Below are 20,026 nucleotides of genomic sequence, written 5' to 3'. Positions count from 1 at the left end.
CACTCTGTAAGCTGTGCAGGTGCCTACTTCGAACCGCCGCTCCACCGCCCCTGACCATGGCCAGGGTGGATCCTTCCTGCGCAAGCTCGCCGAGCATTGGCAGGTCGTGGTCGCGCTCGTGCTTCTTGCGGTTGGCGCGACGGGGCTCATGATCAGCAATTACGGCGAGTCGGAATGCACGGCCATGAATAGCTCCCCCATCCCCGATCATCTCTCCGGCGACCTCCAAAAAGCGTCCGAAACGTCCGGCTTCCCGGTCAGGGTTCTCGCGGCGCAGATCGAAGCGGAATCGGGCTGGGATCCCGAGGCGCACTCTCACGCTGGAGCCATGGGCATCGCACAATTCACCCAGGACACCTGGGATGTGTGGGGCGAGGGCGACCCCATGAACGAACGCGATGCGATCGCGGCACAGGGTCGCTACATGAAGTATCTGCGCGAAGAAGCCCAGAAGTATGCCTCGTCGGAAGAGGATTCCACGCGCTACGCGCTGGCTGGGTACAACGCCGGACCCAATGCCATGAAGAAGGCCAAGGGTGTCCCGGAGATCTCCGAAACCCAGCATTACGTGGAGAAAATCATGAAGCTCTCCAAGGGTAAATACTCACAGACCTGCTGAGACCACCGCGCGTAGGATGGGCACCATGTCACATCTACCGTGGATCATCTCCGTGACCGAGGCCGATAGGCTCCTGGCTGAAGAATCGTCCCACGCCGCGCTGGCCGACGTGCGGTGGTATCTCGACGGGCGGTCAGGCCGTGATGCCTACGCCTCCGGGCACCTCCCTGGCGCCGCTTTCGTGGATCTCGATACCGTACTGGCCGCACCGGCCACTGCCAAAAGCGGCAGGCACCCTCTCCCCAGCATGGAGGCCTTCGCCGCCGGCATGGAGGCCGCGGGATTCACGGAGTCCACCACCGTGATCGCGTACGACGACGCCTCTGGGGCGTCCGCCTCCCGGCTGGTGTGGCTTCTCCGCGCCACGGGGCACCGGGCAGCCCTACTCGATGGAGGCCTCCAGGCCTGGACCGCGGCACACGGCGAACATGAGCTGGCGACAGGCTCGGACGACGTCGTCGCTGCCCCGGCGGGCAGTTTCCACCGCACTCCGGTAAATCCGGAATGGCTGGCCGACATGGGCGACGCCGTGGAGGCTGGTCGCTCCGGCGCTCCCCTGATCGATTCCCGGGCACCCGCTCGTTACCGCGGGGAGACCGAACCGATGGACGCTTGGGCGGGCCACATTCCGGGCGCCGCCAACGTATTCCATGCCGGAAATATAGGTCCAGGGGGCGAATTCGTCCCGCAGGCAGCCATACGCGAGCGGTTCACGGCCGCGGGCGTCGACGAGAAGGGCACGGCGCCCATCGTGTACTGCGGCTCCGGCGTGACCGCCTGCCATAACCTCGTCGCGATGGAAGCAGCTGGGCTGCACGGCCGGTTGTATCCGGGGTCGTGGTCGCAATATTCGGCACTCACCCCGGCCCCGGATACGAATTCGGCTTAGAGCACTCCCGCGAGGCGCGTGACGCCTTCCGCCAGACGGTCCGGGGCGACGGAGGAGAAAGCCAACCGGAGGTTCCGGGCACCCGAGGGCTCGGGCAACGGGGTCTCAGCCGCGGAATCGTCATAGAAGGCCGTTCCAGGCACAAAGACGACGCCGGCGTCGATCGCTTCGGGCAACGCCAGCTCCGCGTTGGAAACCCGCGCGCCTTCCGGCAGCGTCAGCCACGTGAAGAAGCCTCCCTGAGGGACGGTCCATTCGGTGCCGGCCGGCATGTGCTTCTCGCAGGCGTCGAGCACCGCTTGGCACCGCTCGGCGTAAAGCTTGGCGGTGTTCCGCGTGTGGTCTTCCCACATTCCTTCGCTCATGAAGCCAAGCACGAGGCGCTGAGAGAGCACGGAGGGGCAGATGGTCACGGCTTCGCCCGCGATCTGCAAGAACTTGCGGACCCGCGGCGGGGCAACCATCCAGCCCACGCGCACGCCCGGAGAAAACACCTTGGAGAAACTGCCCAGATAGATCACGGCCTCGGGATCGTACGAGTGCAAGGAGCGGTGACGTTCTCCGTCGAATCCGAGCTGACCATACGGGTTGTCCTCGACCACCAGGACGTCGTTCTCGCGGCACACCCGCACCAGTTCGGCTCGTCGGTCGTCCGCCAGCGTGACGCCCGTGGGGTTCTGGAAGTTCGGAATGGTGTAGAGGAACTTGACGTTTTTCCCCTCAGCCTTGAGGGCTTTGATGCGCTCCTCCACCTCGGCGGGGACGAGTCCCTGCTCGTCCATCTCCACCTGCTGAACCTCGGCCTGGTAGCCCTCGAATACGCCCAAGGCACCGGTGTAGGTGGGTCCTTCGGCCAGCACGACGTCGCCCGGATCCGTGAACAGCTTGGTCACCAGGTCCAGCCCCATTTGGGAGCCCGCGGTCATCTGGATCTCGTCGAGCTTGGGGTGGGAGCCCTCGGACTCCATGAAGGAACACACGAGCTCCGCGAGCTCTTCCAGCCCGGCCCCAGAACCGTACTGCAGCACCTCGAGCCCTTCCCGAGCAATGATCGAGGACGCCATCTCACCGATCTTTTCCAGCGGCAGCTGGTCCAGGTCCGGGTTACCTCCCGCGAGCGAAATGATTCCGGGACGCATTGAAACCTCGAAGACGTCGCGCACCGGGGACGGTCGGAATCCTGCGGCCCGCTCCGCGAATCCGCGCATGAGGCGGGCATCGGCGCCCGTCGCGCCGGCCATGAGTTCCTTGATGTTGACCACTAAAGTCTCCTTTGATTCGAGTGGATGGGCAGTCTGGTTCGCTACTGCCCGTACGTGTGCTTGGCTTCTCCGTACGCGGGGCCGTCGGCCGGGGGATTCTTCCCCAAGGCGAGCAAGCTCAAGAATTCGTAGACAATGTGTGCCGCCGCGATGCCCGTGAGCTCGGCGTGGTCGTACGCCGGAGCGACCTCGACGACCTCCGCGCCTACGAGGTTCAGACCGCGTAGCCCGCGGATAATCTCCAGGATCTCGCGGCTGGTCGCGCCCCCGGCTTCGGGCGTGCCGGTTCCCGGGGCATGGGCGGGGTCGAGAACGTCGATATCCAACGAAACATAGAGCGGACGGTCGCCCACCCGCCGACGCAGCAGGTCCACCACGGCGTCGACTCCCAAGCGGTAGATGTCCGCGGAGGAGACGATGCCAAAGCCGAAGCGGGCGTCGTCGTCCAGATCTTCCGTTCCGTACAGCGGGCCGCGGGTGCCGACGTGGCACAGGGCGTCCGTATCGATGAGACCTTCCTCGAAAGCGCGCCGGAAAGGGGTTCCGTGGGTGTATTCGGCGCCAAAGTAGGTGTCCCATGTGTCCAGGTGGGCGTCGAAGTGCAAGAGGGCCACCGGACCGTGTAGCTCGTGCATGGCGCGGAGGTTCGGCAGTGCCACGGTGTGGTCGCCGCCGATGGTGACCATCTTGGTTCCGTTGCGCGTCAGTTCCGAGGCTCCGGCCTGCATCGCGGCCAGTGCCTCTTCGATGTCAAAAGGGTTGCCGATGATGTCGCCGGCGTCCGCGACCTGCGTGTTCTTGAACGGAGAGACGTTCTGCGCGGGGTTGAACGGGCGCAACAAGCGGGACGATTCGCGCACGTGATTCGAGCCGAACCGCGCGCCGGGGCGATAGGAGACTCCGGTATCCCACGGCATACCCGCGACGACGACGTCCGCCGAGCCGACTTCGTCCAACCGCGGCAAACGGGCAAACGTGCCCAGGCCCGCCCAGCGAGGCACCTGCGCCGCGTTGACGGGTCCCACGTATTCGCGACCGTCGGCACCCTTTTCGATGATTCGTTCAGGTTGGGCCGAAAAACTCGGTTGGGCTTGGGGCTGTTGGTTCTGGCTATTCACGCTGATCCTTCCGCACTCACGATGGCTTGTTTCCCATTGTGCAACGAAAGTTGCTTCAACGCACGAGGACCGCCCACATTTCCGGCCTAGACGTAACGGCGCGCGGCGTCCGTCGCCCGGCGTAAGTACCCGCCGCCAAATAAGGCGGCATGCAACAAGATCAGGTGGAGTTGATGCAGGTCCACCCGTTCTTGCCAGCCGGACTCCAGGCGATGGACTTCCTCGTACCCCTTCACGATGTCGCCCAGGTGGGGTGCGCCAAACATGGCGAGCGCCGCGAGGTCGTCCTCCCGGTGTCCGCCATAGGGGGTCGGATCGATCAGAACGGCCTGATCGTCGGTCCATAGGACATTGCCCGCCCACAGATCCCCGTGAAGCCGTGCGGGAGCGTCGTCATCGTCGAAGGTACCGTCATGCAGTCGGTCGCACAGCGTGTCGAAGAGCGCGCGGTCCTTGCCCGAGAATCCAGAGGTTTCCCGGACCAGGGGTGCAAGCCGCAATCGGGCGAACATGGCACCCCAGGAATCGAATTCCCCAAGCGGCAAGGGAAGTTGTTGACCGGCCGGGCCTTGGTAACCGTCGCCTTCCCATCCTGTGGGGCCTGCGCCAAAGGCTGCCGCGCCGGCGTCGTGCGTCAGGGCCAAGCCTTGCCCGAAGGCGCGCGCCGCGGACTTTGAGGGGGACGCCTCGTGGATCATTTCCAGTTGAAGGCCGTCCTCGACGACGTCGACCACCCGACACACTCGGGCGCCCCCGTCCTCCTGCGCCTCGGCAAGCCAATCCAGGCCGGCTTTCTCCCAGTCGGCGGCGCGTCCAGTGGTGTGCTTGGTGAATGTCTCCATAGGCCAGGTGTATCACCGGATCGCTCATCCAAAAAGAGGTGAAAGTTCACACGATCGCTACTTTTCCCTGTCAGGATGGCGGCGTGAGTTTCTTGATCGCCCATCGCGGGCACTCCGCGAAAGCACCCGAAAACACCTTGGTCGCATTCCGGGCCGCCGAAGCAGCCGGATTTTCGTGGGTCGAGACCGACGCGGATCTCCTCGCCGACGGAACCGTGGTGCTGATCCACGATCCCACCTTCAAACGCACCGCACACGCGCGAGATCGGGTGAGTCACGTCGTCGCATCCGATCTGGATTCCCTCGATGCCGGAAGCTGGTTTTCGGAGGAGTTCTTCAACGTTCGCGTGCCGCGCCTCGACGCTCTCGTGGACCTGATGATCGAAACGGGCCTCAACGCCAATATCGAGTTGAAACTCACCGACCCGACCCCCGACCGCGTGGAAACCTATATTTCGGCCATCGGCCAGAGTCTGCGGCGCCTGCCGGCGGAGGGCCGCAGCGGACGCGTCATCATCTCCTCGTTCAATCACCAACTGCTCGCGGCATTCCATATCCAGTTGCCGGAGTTTCCCACCGCATGCCTCTTTGAACGAGGACGCTTCGCGCCGTTCAACCGACATTCCGTGTGGCGCGACGCCGCGCGCTTCACGGGGGCGTCGTTTGTCCACCCCCACCACCGCGAATTGACCGCAGACATCGTGCGGAAGATCTACGAAGAAGGGCTCCGGGTCAACACTTGGACCGTCAACAGTGCCGAGCGGGCCGCCCAGCTTGCCTCCTGGGGCGTTGAAGGAATCTGCACGGACGGTCCGGAATCACTCACGCCCGAAACGGCGCCGGAAAATATCGGCCGCCCAAAAAACTTTCCTGCGAAACAATTATCTGCTTAATTCATAACGCGTAGAAATAAACATTAACCTGATTTTGATGACGCGAGTTACCAAATTTTTGTAAAAACTCTTGTTGATGACTCATCTCGTGAATAGCATGAATCACATCAGGGCTCAGCACTCTGTTGAGACCGTGGCTATTGGAGAACATCAATGAAGAAATCTCTGCACCTCAAGAGGACAGGTTCCATCGTAGGAATTCTCGGAGCCGCCATCGCGTTTGGCGTTTCAGGAACGCCCGCCCTGGCGACCACGGACACTCGGCCCACCGAATACATCGTCGGCGGACAATCCACGAACAGCCCCAACATCGTCCAGCTCTCCTTCAATACGGCGGGCGAACAAGGAACGTTCGGTTGTACCGGCGAGGCCATTAGCAGCCAGTGGGTTCTCACGGCACGCCACTGCACCGAAGGCTCGCAAAACATGAAGGCCTACTATTCCAACGACACCTCAAATCCCGGCCCGGCATACGCCGCGGATAGGGTCGTCAACTCCCCGTACGGCGACGTCGGGCTGATCCACTTGAAGAGCCCTCACCCGGTGAGCCAATACGCCAAACTCGGTAACGGCTACACACCGCGCGCGGGTGATACCGGAAGCATCTTCGGCTACGGCCTCCGCGGGAACCGCGTTCCCGCCGACTGGCTCTTCACGGCCCGAGTCAGTGTCCTGGGCCAATCCACGGATGCCTACGGCGGCAAGGCCGTCCATGTGCGGGGCATCGACGGAGCCTCGAACCACGGCGATTCGGGTGGCCCACTCGTTATCAATGGCGTGATCGTCGGCGTCTGCTCCACGGGCGACACCGCAGACCCCGGTTCGAACATCAACGCCGGAAGCAATTACGCCAATCTGAACGACCACCGCGCGTGGATCACTCAGAACACCGGAGTCTAAACCCCTCAAATTCACTGCGCGCCGGTTCGCGTCACAGCGAACCGGCGCGCCACGTATTCCGAAGGGCCGTACCGGAAGATCTTCAACCAGAGGGTCGAGATGACGGGCTTTCGCCCTGCCTTTCACTCCTGAGACGGCGTCGTCGTGTCGCGAAAGGCTGCCCTCCTACAACCCCCACCCGGTGCCTCGACCGAGTTCGCCGTAGCTGCGATGCCCCACGATGTCGGCGTTCTCCACGATGTTGAATCCCGAACGGAGAAACTTTCCGAGCGCTCCCGGGACCGGCGCACCCACCGTCATATAGGACCGACCGCGCAGTTTTCCAAACCGGGTGGCGGCCTCTTGTGAGGTGAGGATCTCCGGGCCCGATGCGGTCAGGTCACCCACCTTCCCCTCCGAAATCACGGCCACCATCTCGGAGGCCAGGTCTTCGGGGTTCAGGAGCTGCCAGCGGATACCGCGCGGCGCTAAGACGAATCCGAACTTCGAGGTGACGGCAAAAATCTCTTCGACGAAGCTCGTGAACTGCGTGGCCGAAATGAGGCTGTATCGACTCAAGGCCGATCGATATATCCGATCCTGATTCGCTTTACCGGAGTAGTAGCCGTACGAGGTTTTGTCTTGACGGACGATGCCGAGGCAATAGACGGCCGGCTGACTTTCGGGCGGCATGGCCCCCACCGTGACCGCGACGCTGTGAGCGATTCGCTGAAATAGAGCCGGCTTCTTCCGGCTATCGGTGACGTCGATGATGGCATCGGCCCACCGGGCCGCGCGTTCGGGGAAGGGTATGGACGTCAGGTCCAATGCGAGATGGCGTAGACGGTCCCCCATCCATCCTTCGGGCGCAGCTCGGCGACTGACCGAGACGACATCATGGCCCTCGTCCAGAAATTTTCGGGTCAGCAACCGCCCCATCTGGCCGGTGGCCCCCAGTATTACTACTTTCATGGGAAACCTTTTGTGGTGATCGAACGGTGCGAGGGAAGTATTTCAATTCTAAGGATGATTCAGCCTATGTAAAGAGGCTTCAACCGCCCTTGACTATGCGTTAACGAGCACCCAAAGAATTTCCGCCGTCTCGTCTCCTGTATTACGCCAAGAATGCGGTTCTTGGCCACTCAAGGTAATCGAGTCTCCGGCCTCGAGGGCGAATTCTCCGGCGCTGGTGCGCAACAAAAATTCTCCCGAGATCACATGCAAGACTTCGGTTTCACAGTCGACCGTATAGAGGGCTTCTTCACCGGACCCGCCAGGTTCCACGGTCGCCCGGATCACCTGAACCTTTTCCAGGTTCACCCCGGAAACTAGCCGCTCGTGGATACCCGCTCCGCCCAGATCCACCTCGGGGGCGTCGTCGAGCCGGATCACCTGGGTATCGGGTTCCTTGAAGAGGGCCCCGATGTCCACGCGTAGCGCGCGGCAGATTTTGACCAGCGAGGTCACCGAGGGCGAGGTTTGGTCGCGCTCGACGCGACTGATGAACCCCTTCGTCAGATCGGTGGCTGCGGCGAGTTTCTCGATGGTCATGTGCTGACGCAATCGATGGTTCCTTAACCGGGAGCCGATCTCAGGGGACCGATCCGGCTGCTGGACGGGCAATGCCTTCACCGCTCGAAACCTTTCTCTTGGACTTCTTGCATCGTACCGATAGAGTCACCTGAGCTCCCCATCACATCTCCGATAGGACCTGCAGTGAACCTCTTGATGATCCTGGTCTACCTCCTTGCCATGGTCCTCATCGGTTGGTACGGAAAACGCAAAGCCAAAAGCACCGAAGACTACCGCGTGGCCGGACGTCGCTTGGGGTACGTCTTCTTCACCGGAACGATGTCGGCCGTGGTGCTGGGTGGCGCGGCCACCATCGGCGGCGTCGGGCTCGGATACACCTACGGCATCTCTGGAATGTGGATGGTCGCCGCCATCGCGGTCGGCGTGATGGTGCTTTCCCTTGCCTTCGCGGGCAGGCTCCAGCGGCTCGGGGTGTACACCGTCTCGCAGATGCTGGGACTTCGCTACGGTGGTCGGGCCATCAAGGCATCATCCATCGTGATGCTGGGATACACGGTGATGCTCGCGGTCACCTCCACCTCGGCTTACGCCTCGATCTTCAAGGTCCTGTTCGACCTAGACCGCCCGTGGGGCATTCTGCTCGGCTCTGTGGTGGTGATCGGTTATTCGATCTTTGGCGGCATGTGGTCCATCACCCTGACCGACCTATTGCAATTCCTCATCATGACGGTCGGGATGTTCTTCCTGCTCCTGCCGTTCTCCCTACACTCGGCTGGCGGGTGGTCCGGGCTTCACGAGCGCCTCGGTGCCGAATTCTTCGACCTTGGCTCCATGGGCGCGGACTCCATCATCACGATGTTCGTGGTCTACACGCTGGGACTCCTGGTGGGCCAGGACATTTGGCAGCGAGTCTTTACCTCGCGAACGCCACGCGTGGCCCGTTGGGGCGGCTTCGCTGCCGGCGTCTACACGCTGCTCTACGGCATCGCCGGCGCAGTGATCGGCATGGCCGCCGCCGTGGTCCTACCCCACCTCGAAACTTCCGATGAAGCCTTCGCGGCACTGGCGCAGGACTTCCTGCCCGCGGGTCTCGGCGGCATCGTGCTCGCTGCGGGTGTTGCGGCGATGATGTCCACGGCTTCGGGCGCACTGATCGCCTCGGCAACCGTGGCCCGCGTCGACGTCGTCCCCCTCATCGCACAGGTGTTCCGGAAGAAGGACGCCGCCACGCTCCCCCAGAGCTCCGAGGATTCCGAAAGCATTTCGGGCGACCGTTGGTATGTACTGGGAATCGGCATCATCGCCACGATTCTGGCCATGCTCGTACCGAGCGTCGTCACGGCCCTGACCATCGCGTACGACATCTTGGTCGGTGGTCTCCTGGTGGCCATTCTGGGTGGCCTGTTCTTCAAACGCGGCACCGGGGCTGGTGCCGCCAGCTCGATGCTGGTGGGCGCCGTGAGTGTTCTCGTTTCGATGATTTTCTTCGGTGTGGACGCCAATCAGCCGATCTATATCGGCCTGGCCACCTCGCTGGTGGTCTACCTGGTGGTGTCGCTCGCGACGCCGCGCACGGATGCCGAGGTGTTCGCCGAGTGGCGGAGGCGGCTGGACGGCTCGCGCACGTAGGCAGGGTCGCGCCTCCTCACAAAAAGCTCTGGCCCTTCTCGATGAAGGGCCAGGGTTCGATATTTCACGGAGCGAATACGTCTAGGTTTGAGTGCCGGACACGGCTGCTCCCCCGATAATTCCAAAGAGGAAGAGGAAGATCACTACCCAACCCAGAACAATCAGGCCGGAAAGAATAACGCCGGTAATCGCCATGCCTCGTCCGGCTGGCTCTTTTCGGAGGCCCACGAGTCCAAGGATGAGGCCGATGATCGGAAGAATCACCGTCCACCCCATAAAGATATTGACCAGGCCGATCACCATGGAAGCGACCGACATCCCCTTGGGTTCCGCGGGGGCCTGTAGGTAATTCACGGGTTGGGGGGCGTACGACTGCTGGGGCTGCGCCGGAGAGTAGTGCTGCTGGGGGTTGTACGGCTGTTGCGGTGACTGATGGGGATTTTCCATACTGTCAGTCTGTCGTAGTCAGAGCCACAAAGTCATCAGGGACATTTAAGTTGCCGATCCAAAAAATCCTCCGATCCCGTCCCCTCCGAGTTGCATATACGTATAATCTGGTTTCACACCCGGATACTCCGGGTAGGGTCTCGCGCGTCGCGATAGGCTCCCACACGGGACACGACCCACCGAACACACGGCCGTCACGACCATCAGCCGCAGCGCCGCGGCGAGGAGGAATCTCATGAGCGAGCAGTCCACGCACGATGCGATCACCCAAACCGAGCCCCGCCATAACGCCGGATACGCCATTCTGGCGACCCTCCGTAACTACGGCATCGACACCGTCTTCGGCATCCCCGGCACACATAACCTCGAGTTCTATCGCCACCTCGACGAACTTCAGATCAAGCCCGTGACCACCCGCCACGAACAAGGCGCCTCTTACGGCGCGGATGGTTGGTCGCTGACCACCGGCTTGCCCGGCGTCGTCATCACCACCTCCGGCCCCGGCCTGCTCAACTCGCTGTCCGGCGCGGCCACAGCATATGCCGAGTCCCGACCGATGATCATCCTCTCCCCGGGCCGCCCCCGCGGTCAGGAGTTCCGCGACATCGGTGCCCTGCATGAGACCAAGAACCCCACGGGCGCGGTCGGTGCAATCGTCGGAACCTCTCGCCGCGTTAACTCTGCCCTCGAGGCCGTGGAGATGATCCATAACGCGTTCGTCTCGTTCAAGCACTCCCGCCCGCGTCCGGTGCACATTGAGGTGCCGCTGGATGTCCTCGAGGAGCAAGCCGAATTCACCGAGGCCGATCTTCAGGCGCGCCCCCTCGGTTCTCCCCAACCCGCCCCGGTGGACGACGTCGCCCGCGCGGCCCGCATGCTCGCCGACGCCAAGAAGCCCCTCATCGTGGCGGGTGGCGGCTCGCTGGCAGCCGGCGAGTCCTTGCTCGAATTGGCCGAAATGCTCGAAGCGCCGGTGATCACATCGGTCAACGGTAAGGGCGCGATCCCCGAGAAGCACCGGCTCTCCCTCGGCGCGGACCTGCGCTTGACCGCCGCACACGAATTCTGCCGCGAAGCCGACGCCATGTTGATCGTCGGCTCCAAGATCGGTGAGGCCGAACTCTGGGACGGCGACATCCACCCCAATGGTCCGGTGATTCGCGTGGACATCATGCGCGACCAGATGCTTACCAACATGACCCCCGACCTCGAACTTCCGGGAAACTCCGCGGCCGTGATTCCTCAGCTCGTAGCAGCCCTCAAGGTCACCACCGAGGGCCAGGCACCTCGCGAGGAGCGCAACCTCCAGCCGATCTTCGACCGCCTGGACGACGAGGGCCGCTCCATCGCGCCGGAGTTGGCCGAGCTCAACGAGCTCATCATGGAAGTCCTGCCGGATGACACGATCATCGCCGGCGACTCCTCGCAGGTCACCTACATGGGCACGACAACGTTCTACCGCGCCCAGAAGCCCAATTCGCTCCTGTACATGGCCACCTACGCAACCCTCGGTTACGGCTTGCCTGCCGCCGTGGGGGCGAAGGTCGCCGCTCCCGAACGACCGGTCGTGTGCCTTCTCGGCGACGGCGCACTGATGTTCGCCATCCAGGAGCTCATGACAGCCGTCCAGGAAGAGCTGGACATCCAGGTCATCTGCGTGGATAACGGTGGCTACGGTGAAATTCGCGCGAACGAAGAGGCGCGGAACATTGCGCCGACCGCCGTGGACCTCAAGCAGCCGAACTGGGTCAAGCTCGCTGAGGGCTTCGGCGCCACCGGTTTTTCAGCGACCATGGAGACCCTCGGTGAGACGGTTCGTGAAGCAATGGGAACCAAGGGGCCCTCGCTGATTCACCTCACGATCGGTCGCGACCTGTAACGCAAGAGCGTTCGATCGCTGAATGTGTCACAGTGGAGGCCGTGAACCACCTCAAACGCGCCGCGGCCTTCACTGGCACAGAGATCTTTTCCCCTTTCATCCTGGCGATCATTTTGCTCGTCGGGGTGCCGCTGAGTACCGGCGCGGGGTGGCTGTGGCAGGCGCTCGTCGGCGTCGTGGCCGTGGTCGTCATTCCCTGGGGGCTCTCCCTCTATATGGCGTACACGGGCAAGGTCAGCGACCGATTCATTTATCACCGCAAACAGCGCTATGTGTTTTATGGGATGTCGCTGATTTCCATTGCGGTGGGTGCCGTGATTCTTTTGATCGCCCCCAGCGCGCCGGCCACCAAAAGCATCATCACCGTGATGCTGGTGACGGTCCTGCTGATTGCGCTGATCACTTTCAAGCTCAAAGCCAGCGCCCACGCGGCCATGAGTGCCATCTTCGGAATGGTGTTGCCGGGGTTGCTAGGGCCGTGGTGGATCGTCGCTTCCCTGTTCGTTCATGGAACGGTCTGCTGGTCCCGGTGGTATTTGAAGAAGCACACCGTCGTAGAGCTCGTCGTAGGAACTGTCGTGGGCGCGGTGTGCGGCGCCGGGTACCTGATGTTTGTGGCGGGACGGTGACCATATGATCGGGGTACTTGAAGGCTTTGCGATCATTGGGATCGTCGTCGGGATCGGTTACCTGGTGGAACGCCAGGGGATCCTCGGCAAGGGTGCCGGATGGACGCTGAATCGGTTCGCGTTCTTTGTCGCCCTTCCCGCCCTGATGTTCACCACCCTCTCATCCGCGGACCTGCACGTAATTTTTTCCGCACGTCTCCCCGTGGCGGCGTTGAGCTTCGTGGCCATGGCGGCGATCTACTCGGTGATCGTCGGTCTCGTGATGCGGCGAAAGGTTGGTCGAGTCACCGTGGGCGCGGTCGGCTCGGCATTGCTGAATGCCAACAATATGGGCCTGCCGGTTGCCACGTATATTTTCGGCGATCCTTCGCAGGTCGCACCTATCTTGCTCTTCCAGTTGATTCTGGCGACGCCGGTGTGCCTAGCCATCTTCGACGTCGTCTCGAAGGGCTATTTTTCCTTCCGAACCGTCGCGACCCAGCCCGTTCGCAACCCGATCATCATCGGTTCGCTCCTCGGCGTCGTGCTGAATGCCTTCCATGTGCGCGTTCCGGACGTCATCCACCAACCGCTGAGCCTGCTCGGTGGCGCGGGAATTCCGCTGATTCTCGTGGCGTTTGGCATGTCCCTGCGCGGTAACCGACCGCTCGCGAACCCCGGGGAACGCTTCGAGACGATCCTCGCCGTGGTCCTCAAGGTTGCGCTCATGCCGGTTGCGGCATACGTCCTGGGTCGGTTCGTCTTCGACCTGCCGCAGCACGACCTCTTCGCCGCGACGGCGCTGGCCGGTCTCCCGACGGCGCAGAACCTCTTCAACTTCGCCTCGCGCTACAACCACAACGTGCCGCTGGCCAGGGACATCGTCTTGCTATCCACGGTGGCAGCCGTGCCGGCACTCCTGGTGATTGCCGCCCTGATGACCTAGATAGTCCGGCAAGTGTGACGGTTCCCCTCGGGTGAGGTCACCGCGGGGTGCGTGAGGGCGACTTAGGCCACCCCCTGCTCACATCGTGCCGATCCACAAGCCGCATCCTGCGGCTACGACGCCCAATAGAATCATCCCGAACGCATACACGAGCGAAGCATTCCAGCGCTTGACCTGCACGAGGCGAAAGGCCTCTACGCTCGCGGTGGAAAACGTCGTATATCCGCCCAACAGCCCCGTACCCACCGCCGCCTGGACCTCCGGGGTTAGAACATGCGACGTCGCCAAGCCCGTGACCAGTCCCAAGGCCAAAGACCCGGACACGTTGATGACCGCCGTCGCCCACGGCAAAGAGGCACCCACGAGGGATTTCACCCAGCCGTCCACGAGCATGCGCAATACCGCGCCGAGCCCTCCTGCGAGGCATACCGCGAGAAAAACCACGCCGCTCAACGGGCCTCCCCTTCGTTGGAGCGCGTCGACGGAACCCATCGACCGGCACACGCCATCCCCACACCGGCCACAATCAGTCCCCCCACAACGCTGACGAGCGCGTAGCCGATGCCCGCACCCACACGTCCGGACCCCATGAGTTCAACAACGCTCACCGTTAACGTGCTGTACGTCGTGAAACCGCCCAACAGGCCGGTACCCAGAAGGATGCGCGCTTGACGACGTCGTCCGCTGTCCGATCCTCGACGAGACAGCGCCTCGAGAAAAAAGCCCAGGATAAGTGAACCCACCAGATTGATGGTCAGGGTGATGCCAAGCCCCTGCCCTGCCCCAGGAATGGCGAGGGTCATGGCATATCGGAAACCTGTGCCGAGTGCACCACCCAGAAAGGCCAGGGCGAGGAATCCCGGACGGTGGTGCAGCGGGCGCGGCGTGGCGTGTTCGAGTGGTGCGCTGGATGCGCTCGTCATGCGTTCCTACCTTTCAGGCGTGCGGGGACGCCAGGAGGCGGCGTCGTCATCATTCGACGAAACCGCTCGGGTAGGGACCGTTGTCGCCCCAGAATCGGACGACTCCGGTCGGCGAGGTTGGTTGCGGCGGGCCCCACCGCCGCGGTGAGCCTTCACCCACCTGCGAAATTCAAGCTATGCGGGGTCGCCGCGGGCTGTCAAACAAATGCCCGCCACACCTCACATCACCGCAGGTCAGCTGCCACATTGGGGTTGCACTAGCCACGACATCGGGTCTACCGTACAACTTGTATCTATGTTGCATGGACGGCGTCCCCGCCGTTCCCGCCTTCACCCCAGGAGTTTCCATGACACCGAGCGTCGATGAGTCTGCGGCCAGGAAAGGCCCTCAAGCCGCCGTGCCGGCAAGCGACCTCGTCTACCAGGAAGTCAAGGCCCGCATTCTGGACCACCGACTCGAAGGCGGAACCCTCATCAGCGAGGGAGAAATTGCGACGGAATTGCAGATCAGCCGGACGCCGGTGCGCGAAGGATTCGTCAGGCTCCAGGCGGAAGGGTGGATGACCCTCTACCCCAAGCGCGGAGCCCTCATTCGTCAGGCCGGTCCCGACGAGGCCCGTGAAGTCGTCGAGGCGCGCATCGTCGTGGAATCTCACGCGGTGGAGAGCATCGTGAACGCCGGGGAAACCGCGGAAGCCGCCGCCGAGCTCCGGGCGGTCACCGAACGTCAACGTCAAGCACTGGCCGACGGCGACACCACGGAATTCGTCGCCCTCGACGCCGCCTTCCATCACCGTCTCGTTCTTCGGGCCGGCAACAGCCTCTTCGTGGATTTCTTCGACAACCTCGGGGATCGCCAACGCCGCATGTCCACGCGGGCGGTCTGGAAGTCCACGGGAAACGCCGAGGCCGTCCTTGCCCATCACGAGGAACTCGCCCAGCTCGTCGAGGACGGCGATACCGCCGCTTTCCGCGCCCGGCTCACCTCCCACCTTCAGGAAACCCACCGCCGCTACCTCGCCTAAACCCCACCACGCGACCCCGATTCTCACCGCTCGCGCGACACCCCCTGAAAGGACTTTCCTTTGCTTCCGCAGAAGCGCATTCTCCCTCCCTGGCTACTGGCCGCCGTCGCAATATTCGCCGTGGCCTGGGGCGGCAACCAGTTCACTCCCCTCTTGGTGATGTACAAAGACCTCGATGGGCTCTCCACGGGAGCCGTCGACGTCCTCCTCGGTGCGTACGTCCTAGGCATCGTCCCTGCGCTGCTGATCGGCGGTCCGCTGTCTGACCGGTTCGGACGCCGCCCGCTGATGCTCCCGGCGCCCGCCCTAGCTCTGATCGCTTCGATCTTTCTGATTCTGGGTGCCGGAAATCCGGCCATTCTGTTTGTCGGCCGCGTCCTTTCCGGCATCGGCCTGGGCCTCGGCATGGTGGTCGGTGGTTCGTGGGTCAAGGAACTCTCCGTCGCGCCGTATGACACCCGGGCCGACGACGCCGCCGGCGCCCGTCGCGCGTCCATGTCCCTCACCGCCGGCTTTGGTTTGGGCGCCGCCGTCGCCGCGGGCCTCGCGCAATTTGCCCCGTTTCAGGCGACGCTGCCCTACCTCGTGCACATCATCGTCGCGTTGCTTGGGTTCCTGGCCGCGGCGATCACCCCGGAAACCCACGCGCGTCAGGTTGCGCCGTCTCGTTTGGTCGACGACCTGCGTATCCCAGCAGCCAAGCATCGCCGTTTCCTGTGGGTTGTGGTCCCCATGGCCCCGTGGGTTTTCGGGTGCGCCGCAAGCGCCTACGCGATCCTGCCCGGTCTCATGAGTTCCCGCACCGAAGGTTTCGGCATCGGATTCTCCGGCTTCCTGTGCCTCGTGGGACTGGGGTGTGGCCTGGTGTTGCAGCAAGTTGGCAAGCGGATCGACAACGCCGATTCGGCCCGCGGCGTCGTGGTCTCGCTGGGCGTGGCGGTTCCGGCGATGGCATGCGCGGCTTGGGCGGCCTACACCGTCAACCCGTGGATCGCGACTCTGGCCGCCGCCCTCTTGGGAAGCGCCTATGGACTACTTCTGGTCTCGGGGCTTCAAGAGGTTCAGCGCATCGCCGGCCCGCACGATCTCGCCGGCCTGACGGCCGTCTACTACTCGCTGACCTACCTCGGCTTCTTCATTCCGGCGGCTCTGGCCGTGCTTCACTCGTGGCTGACGTATCCGTGGATGTTCATCGGCGGGTGCGTCGTCGCAGCGCTGTGCCTCTCGGTAGTGGTGTCCTTCTATCGGAAGCACCTGCCGCACCAAACCCAAGAGTCGGGCCTGGTGGAAGCGTAAAGCGCGACTAGGCGTTCATCGCGTTACGGTATTCGCCCCGGCCGCGCAGGGCCTCGAGATTGTGCCCGATCAGCTTTTCGCCTCCCACCGGCCGTCCGCCGGCGGAGTGCGGAGTGATGATGAGGTTGGGGGCGTCCCACAGAGGATTGTCTGCGGGCAACGGCTCCGTGGTGGTGACGTCGATACCCGCCCCGGCGATCTTTCCCTCTTCCAGGGCCGCAATCAACGCGGGTTCGTCCACCGTCGGCCCGCGGCCCACGTTGACCACGTACGCGGAGTCAGGCAGCGTCGCGAGCGCCTCGGCGTTGAGCGCATGGTGCGTGGCCTCGGAATTCGGAAGGATCATCACGAGAACATCGGTGTTAGCCAGGACCTCGTCCTTCTCCTCGGTCGCGACGACGCGATAACCGTGACGCTCGCCGCCGTTTCGAGCGATGCCGGTGACCTGCGCGCCGAGGGCTTCGAAGAGGCCCGCAACGGTCGTGCCGATTGAGCCGAAGCCCCAGATGGTGACCCGCGCATCGAGCAACGTGGTGACTCGCCCCGCCGGATGCAATTCCTGCGCGCCACCCAACTCTTTCGACCAGACGTGTTCCTTCTGGAGCTCACCCAACGTTGGGAGCGAACGCACCAGCGCCAAGGTCAGGGCAAGAGTGTGCTCCGCAACGGTGACGTCGTGTAGCCCGATACCGGAACACACGATCACGTCTTCCGAGAATCCCGCCTTCGCGACCTGGTCGGGGCCCGCCGCCAAGGCCTGAATCATGCGGAGGTTCGTCATGCGCCGCGCGGCGTCGGCCAATTGCTCATCCGTGTTGACCCAGGCCACGAGCACTTCGGCGTCGATATGCTCTTCAGGAATGGGGGACTGAGGATCGTAAGAAACGGTGAGGTCTCCGTCCTCCAGGGGCAATTGCGCTTCGTCCAGCGAAATAGACGTGGGAAGCAAGATCTTCACGGACATCTCCTCAGGTTTTGGGGTTGCACTCGTCCAGGTCCGAAACGGGCGCTCATTTTTCGGTGTGATTCTTAGGCGAAGCGCCTGCTCAGCCGGGACAACGACGTCGCGATTCCCCGCCGGTTGCGCTGGAAGGCCCCGGCCATGCGCAACGCCCCGGCCAACGGCAGGCCCGCAATCGATGCATGGCTCGCGTCAAAGGTTTCGCGCACCAGAGTGCCCTCATCGGTCGGTTCCATCTCCCACGTCCATGTGAAACCCGTGGGCCTGCGCCAACCAAAGGCACGGTTCGGTTCGGCCCGATACACCGTGGAGGTTGCGGTGTAGGGGATCCCATAAAGCCGCATCGACTGCCGAAAAGTCTCGCCCTCCCCGGGCGCCTCCGGACCGGAAATCTGCCCCTGGACGGAGCCGCTGCCGTCGAGCTCGTGATGACGAAAGGGGTTCGAGACCAGGGCATAAACCTTCTCCGGTTCCACCCCAGGCAAGATCGTCTCAGCCGAGATCACGGAGGAAGGGACGTCGAGAAACCTGACTTTGGGTTGTGTCATGCGTCCATTCTGTCACCGACTCGTCACCTCCGGATATGACACGATAGAGGCATTAACCCTGCGTTTTGGAGGTACCCGTTGATTTCCATCATCGTGAAATTTCACGTCACTGCAGATTCCGCGGACTCGTTCCCCGAAATCACCCGCGAATTCACCGAAGCCACGCGGGCTGAGCCCGGCAATAAGTGGTTCGAATGGTCCCGCAGCATCGAGAACCCCAACGAATATGTGTTGCTCGAGGCATTCGATGACGACGCCGCCGAAGCTCATGTGTCGAGTGATCATTTCGCCAAGGGTCTCGAGGCCATGAAACCGCACCTCGTCGAGACGCCGAAGATCATTTCCCGCCAGGTCGAAGGCGACGGCTGGGACCGCATGGGTGAATTGCAGATCGACCAATGACCCACCCGGAACCGGACGAGGACCAGCAGGTGGGCCCCGTACAGCGGCCCGGTTCCGTGCAGCTGGCCGTCTCGACCGTCATACTCGCTATGCGAAAGGTCGACGACGAGGAGCACCATTCTTTGTGGCTCCCCCTGGTTCGTCGCCTCCGCGAGCCCTACCGTGGCATGTTTGCACTTCCCGGTGGGCCACTGTCACCGGATCTCTCGCTGGAAAAGTCCGCCGGCTCCACGTTGAAACGCGCTACCGGCTTGGTGCCGGGCTACCTGGAACAGCTCTATGCCTTTGGGCGCGTGCATCGGGTCCCCGGCCCGGAGGACGAGGTCGCTGAGGAAGCGGCGCCCCCGTGCGAACGCGTCGTCTCGGTGGTGTACTGGGCCTCGATTCCCGCGACCGAGGTTTCCCACACGCGAGTCCACGAAAACATTCAGTGGATGCGCGCGGATGACCTTCCCCAGCTCGCCTTCGATCACAACGAGATCGTCGATTACGCCCTGTATCGGCTCAAAAACAAGGTGGGGTATTCCCGCATCGCGCACTCCTTCCTGGGCGATGAATTCACCCTTGCCGAGCTCCGGGAAGCCTACGAGGCGATCCTCGGTCGGCGCCTCGATCCCGCGAATTTCCGGCGGCAGATCGCGGCCTCGAAGAGCATCATCGACACCGGCAAGCGCATTGAAGGAACGCGGCATCGGCCCCCGCGGCTGTTCCGCTACGACCACACCAAGGCCTTCGCGGATCAGGGCCCGCTCGGCATGTATCGGGCCGCCGCCCACGACGCCGCGATGCGTCGCGGAGAGACCGAATAGGCTTCGGAAGCGGGGGCGCCTGGTCAGCGACCAGCAGCTCCCGCTTCCGCGTCCGGAACGCGATCCTCGAGCTTGGACTTCGCGATCTGCGTGAGCGAGGCGACCTTGCCGCCCGGCCGCCCCCAGAGGCGCGCGGAGTCGCCCACGAAACGCATGAGACCCAGGTTCGGGTCTTCCTTACCGCCTTCGAACCAGGCCGCGACGCTGTCGTTCCACAGTTCGTCGATCATCGCCCGATTCGCATTCTCGAACCGTACGCGCCCCGATACGGACAGCCACGATCCCGCTTCGGCGAAGGAGAGGTTGACCTCGGGATTCTTGCCGATGTCTTCAGCTTGGCAACTCTCCAACCCGATGAAGAACCAGGCTTCGGCATGGTCCGTGACCCGTTGCGGTTTCATGGGGTGAGAGTGCAGGCGTCCGTCCTCTTGGGATACCGACGTCATCATCACAAAGCGTTCGCTTCGCATGATCTCCACGACGGTCTCTTGAGTCAGTTCAGCCATTTCGGCTCCTTC

General features: G+C 63.1%; 23 protein-coding genes. 12 read left to right on the top strand and 11 right to left on the bottom strand.

Annotated elements, in window-relative coordinates:
* The first annotated feature begins 19 nt into the window (after positions 1–19).
* Together B9Y51_RS01480 and B9Y51_RS01475 are read left to right on the top strand one after the other, a co-directional pair.
* Positions 20–619: a transglycosylase SLT domain-containing protein gene (locus tag B9Y51_RS01480; RefSeq protein ID WP_143467946.1), complete on the top strand. Its 600-nt coding sequence runs from the start codon at positions 20–22 to the stop codon at positions 617–619.
* 25 nt (positions 620–644) lie between these two features.
* A complete protein-coding gene (locus tag B9Y51_RS01475; RefSeq protein ID WP_085528547.1) occupies positions 645–1,508 on the top strand; it encodes a sulfurtransferase in 864 nt (287 codons plus the stop codon).
* Here B9Y51_RS01475 and B9Y51_RS01470 read toward each other — a convergent pair.
* From B9Y51_RS01470 to B9Y51_RS01460, 3 genes are all read right to left on the bottom strand, one after another.
* Entirely contained in the window at positions 1,505–2,770 is a 1,266-nt protein-coding gene (locus B9Y51_RS01470) for an aminotransferase-like domain-containing protein (protein WP_053090010.1), read from the bottom strand. The genes B9Y51_RS01475 and B9Y51_RS01470 overlap by 4 nt on opposite strands.
* A gap of 41 nt (positions 2,771–2,811) precedes the next feature.
* On the bottom strand, positions 2,812–3,828 hold the full coding sequence (gene speB, locus B9Y51_RS01465; protein ID WP_085528566.1) for an agmatinase: 1,017 nt from the start codon (positions 3,826–3,828) through the stop codon (positions 2,812–2,814).
* 146 nt (positions 3,829–3,974) lie between these two features.
* Positions 3,975–4,730, bottom strand: a complete 756-nt coding sequence (locus B9Y51_RS01460; protein ID WP_085528546.1) for a fructosamine kinase family protein — start codon at positions 4,728–4,730, stop codon at positions 3,975–3,977.
* 83 nt (positions 4,731–4,813) lie between these two features.
* Between B9Y51_RS01460 and B9Y51_RS01455 the strand changes: the two genes are divergently transcribed.
* Positions 4,814–5,623, top strand: a complete 810-nt coding sequence (locus B9Y51_RS01455) for a glycerophosphodiester phosphodiesterase family protein (RefSeq protein ID WP_158088227.1) — start codon at positions 4,814–4,816, stop codon at positions 5,621–5,623.
* 153 nt (positions 5,624–5,776) lie between these two features.
* Positions 5,777–6,523, top strand: coding sequence for a S1 family peptidase (locus tag B9Y51_RS01450; protein ID WP_085528544.1), 747 nt, complete (start codon positions 5,777–5,779; stop codon positions 6,521–6,523).
* A 165-nt stretch (positions 6,524–6,688) separates the two neighbouring features.
* Here the strand turns inward: B9Y51_RS01450 and B9Y51_RS01445 are convergent, their stop codons facing one another.
* Together B9Y51_RS01445 and B9Y51_RS01440 are read right to left on the bottom strand one after the other, a co-directional pair.
* Positions 6,689–7,474, bottom strand: coding sequence for an SDR family oxidoreductase (locus tag B9Y51_RS01445; RefSeq protein WP_126855712.1), 786 nt, complete (start codon positions 7,472–7,474; stop codon positions 6,689–6,691).
* A gap of 93 nt (positions 7,475–7,567) precedes the next feature.
* A complete protein-coding gene (locus B9Y51_RS01440) occupies positions 7,568–8,134 on the bottom strand; it encodes a helix-turn-helix domain-containing protein (protein ID WP_085528543.1) in 567 nt (188 codons plus the stop codon).
* Between the two features lie 84 nt (positions 8,135–8,218).
* Here B9Y51_RS01440 and B9Y51_RS01435 point away from each other — a divergent pair, with 84 nt between their 5' ends.
* On the top strand, positions 8,219–9,664 hold the full coding sequence (locus B9Y51_RS01435) for a sodium:solute symporter family protein (protein WP_085528542.1): 1,446 nt from the start codon (positions 8,219–8,221) through the stop codon (positions 9,662–9,664).
* A gap of 81 nt (positions 9,665–9,745) precedes the next feature.
* On the opposite strand, the gene B9Y51_RS01430 is transcribed toward B9Y51_RS01435, so the two are convergent.
* Positions 9,746–10,111, bottom strand: coding sequence for a DUF4190 domain-containing protein (locus tag B9Y51_RS01430; RefSeq protein WP_085528541.1), 366 nt, complete (start codon positions 10,109–10,111; stop codon positions 9,746–9,748).
* A gap of 235 nt (positions 10,112–10,346) precedes the next feature.
* Here B9Y51_RS01430 and B9Y51_RS01425 point away from each other — a divergent pair, with 235 nt between their 5' ends.
* Genes B9Y51_RS01425 through B9Y51_RS01415 form a run of 3 tightly spaced genes read left to right on the top strand, consistent with a single transcriptional unit; the run spans position 10,347 to position 13,544 of the window.
* A complete protein-coding gene (locus B9Y51_RS01425) occupies positions 10,347–11,990 on the top strand; it encodes a thiamine pyrophosphate-binding protein (RefSeq protein WP_085528540.1) in 1,644 nt (547 codons plus the stop codon).
* A gap of 41 nt (positions 11,991–12,031) precedes the next feature.
* Entirely contained in the window at positions 12,032–12,619 is a 588-nt protein-coding gene (locus B9Y51_RS01420) for a hypothetical protein (protein ID WP_143467945.1), read from the top strand.
* A 4-nt stretch (positions 12,620–12,623) separates the two neighbouring features.
* Positions 12,624–13,544: an AEC family transporter gene (locus tag B9Y51_RS01415; RefSeq protein ID WP_085528538.1), complete on the top strand. Its 921-nt coding sequence runs from the start codon at positions 12,624–12,626 to the stop codon at positions 13,542–13,544.
* 78 nt (positions 13,545–13,622) lie between these two features.
* Here B9Y51_RS01415 and crcB read toward each other — a convergent pair whose 3' ends face one another.
* Positions 13,623–13,988, bottom strand: coding sequence for a fluoride efflux transporter CrcB (gene crcB, locus B9Y51_RS01410; RefSeq protein WP_342742318.1), 366 nt, complete (start codon positions 13,986–13,988; stop codon positions 13,623–13,625).
* A gap of 5 nt (positions 13,989–13,993) precedes the next feature.
* Complete coding sequence (locus B9Y51_RS01405) at positions 13,994–14,467, bottom strand: fluoride efflux transporter FluC (protein ID WP_085528536.1); 474 nt, start codon at positions 14,465–14,467, stop codon at positions 13,994–13,996.
* A gap of 347 nt (positions 14,468–14,814) precedes the next feature.
* On the opposite strand from B9Y51_RS01405, the gene B9Y51_RS01400 reads away from it, so the two are divergent.
* Positions 14,815–15,492: a GntR family transcriptional regulator gene (locus tag B9Y51_RS01400; RefSeq protein WP_158088226.1), complete on the top strand. Its 678-nt coding sequence runs from the start codon at positions 14,815–14,817 to the stop codon at positions 15,490–15,492.
* Positions 15,493–15,552: 60 nt separating this feature from the next.
* Entirely contained in the window at positions 15,553–16,788 is a 1,236-nt protein-coding gene (locus B9Y51_RS01395; RefSeq protein WP_085528534.1) for an MFS transporter, read from the top strand.
* Between the two features lie 7 nt (positions 16,789–16,795).
* On the opposite strand, the gene B9Y51_RS01390 is transcribed toward B9Y51_RS01395, so the two are convergent.
* On the bottom strand, positions 16,796–17,746 hold the full coding sequence (locus tag B9Y51_RS01390) for a phosphoglycerate dehydrogenase (RefSeq protein ID WP_085528533.1): 951 nt from the start codon (positions 17,744–17,746) through the stop codon (positions 16,796–16,798).
* A gap of 71 nt (positions 17,747–17,817) precedes the next feature.
* Positions 17,818–18,297 (bottom strand): SRPBCC family protein, encoded by a 480-nt coding sequence (locus B9Y51_RS01385; RefSeq protein WP_085528532.1) that lies wholly within the window; start codon positions 18,295–18,297, stop codon positions 17,818–17,820.
* Between the two features lie 78 nt (positions 18,298–18,375).
* On the opposite strand from B9Y51_RS01385, the gene B9Y51_RS01380 reads away from it, so the two are divergent.
* Together B9Y51_RS01380 and B9Y51_RS01375 are read left to right on the top strand one after the other, a co-directional pair.
* Positions 18,376–18,699 (top strand): putative quinol monooxygenase, encoded by a 324-nt coding sequence (locus B9Y51_RS01380; protein WP_048682159.1) that lies wholly within the window; start codon positions 18,376–18,378, stop codon positions 18,697–18,699.
* Positions 18,696–19,508 (top strand): NUDIX hydrolase, encoded by an 813-nt coding sequence (locus B9Y51_RS01375; RefSeq protein ID WP_048682162.1) that lies wholly within the window; start codon positions 18,696–18,698, stop codon positions 19,506–19,508. Before B9Y51_RS01380 ends, B9Y51_RS01375 begins: the two co-directional genes overlap by 4 nt.
* Before the next feature lie 23 nt (positions 19,509–19,531).
* Here B9Y51_RS01375 and B9Y51_RS01370 read toward each other — a convergent pair whose 3' ends face one another.
* Entirely contained in the window at positions 19,532–20,014 is a 483-nt protein-coding gene (locus B9Y51_RS01370; RefSeq protein ID WP_085528531.1) for a pyridoxamine 5'-phosphate oxidase family protein, read from the bottom strand.
* Positions 20,015–20,026 lie beyond the last annotated feature (12 nt).

The sequence above is a fragment of the Kocuria massiliensis genome (assembly GCF_900169715.1).
In the GTDB taxonomy this organism is placed as follows: domain Bacteria; phylum Actinomycetota; class Actinomycetes; order Actinomycetales; family Micrococcaceae; genus Rothia; species Rothia massiliensis.
Note: the sequence above shows the minus strand (reverse complement) of the source record. Positions and strands in the feature narration are given on the sequence as shown.

What these genes read in the sequence shown, in the direction of transcription:
- B9Y51_RS01475 (WP_085528547.1), top strand. Translation starts at nt 645, where the DNA reads ATGTCACATCTACCGTGGATCATCTCCGTGACCGAGGCCGATAGGCTC.
- B9Y51_RS01460 (WP_085528546.1), bottom strand. Translation starts at nt 4,730, where the DNA reads ATGGAGACATTCACCAAGCACACCACTGGACGCGCCGCCGACTGGGAG.
- B9Y51_RS01450 (WP_085528544.1), top strand. Translation starts at nt 5,777, where the DNA reads ATGAAGAAATCTCTGCACCTCAAGAGGACAGGTTCCATCGTAGGAATT.
- B9Y51_RS01445 (WP_126855712.1), bottom strand. Translation starts at nt 7,474, where the DNA reads ATGAAAGTAGTAATACTGGGGGCCACCGGCCAGATGGGGCGGTTGCTG.
- B9Y51_RS01430 (WP_085528541.1), bottom strand. Translation starts at nt 10,111, where the DNA reads ATGGAAAATCCCCATCAGTCACCGCAACAGCCGTACAACCCCCAGCAG.
- B9Y51_RS01425 (WP_085528540.1), top strand. Translation starts at nt 10,347, where the DNA reads ATGAGCGAGCAGTCCACGCACGATGCGATCACCCAAACCGAGCCCCGC.
- B9Y51_RS01415 (WP_085528538.1), top strand. Translation starts at nt 12,624, where the DNA reads ATGATCGGGGTACTTGAAGGCTTTGCGATCATTGGGATCGTCGTCGGG.
- B9Y51_RS01405 (WP_085528536.1), bottom strand. Translation starts at nt 14,467, where the DNA reads ATGACGAGCGCATCCAGCGCACCACTCGAACACGCCACGCCGCGCCCG.
- B9Y51_RS01400 (WP_158088226.1), top strand. Translation starts at nt 14,815, where the DNA reads ATGACACCGAGCGTCGATGAGTCTGCGGCCAGGAAAGGCCCTCAAGCC.
- B9Y51_RS01385 (WP_085528532.1), bottom strand. Translation starts at nt 18,297, where the DNA reads ATGACACAACCCAAAGTCAGGTTTCTCGACGTCCCTTCCTCCGTGATC.
- B9Y51_RS01375 (WP_048682162.1), top strand. Translation starts at nt 18,696, where the DNA reads ATGACCCACCCGGAACCGGACGAGGACCAGCAGGTGGGCCCCGTACAG.
- B9Y51_RS01370 (WP_085528531.1), bottom strand. Translation starts at nt 20,014, where the DNA reads ATGGCTGAACTGACTCAAGAGACCGTCGTGGAGATCATGCGAAGCGAA.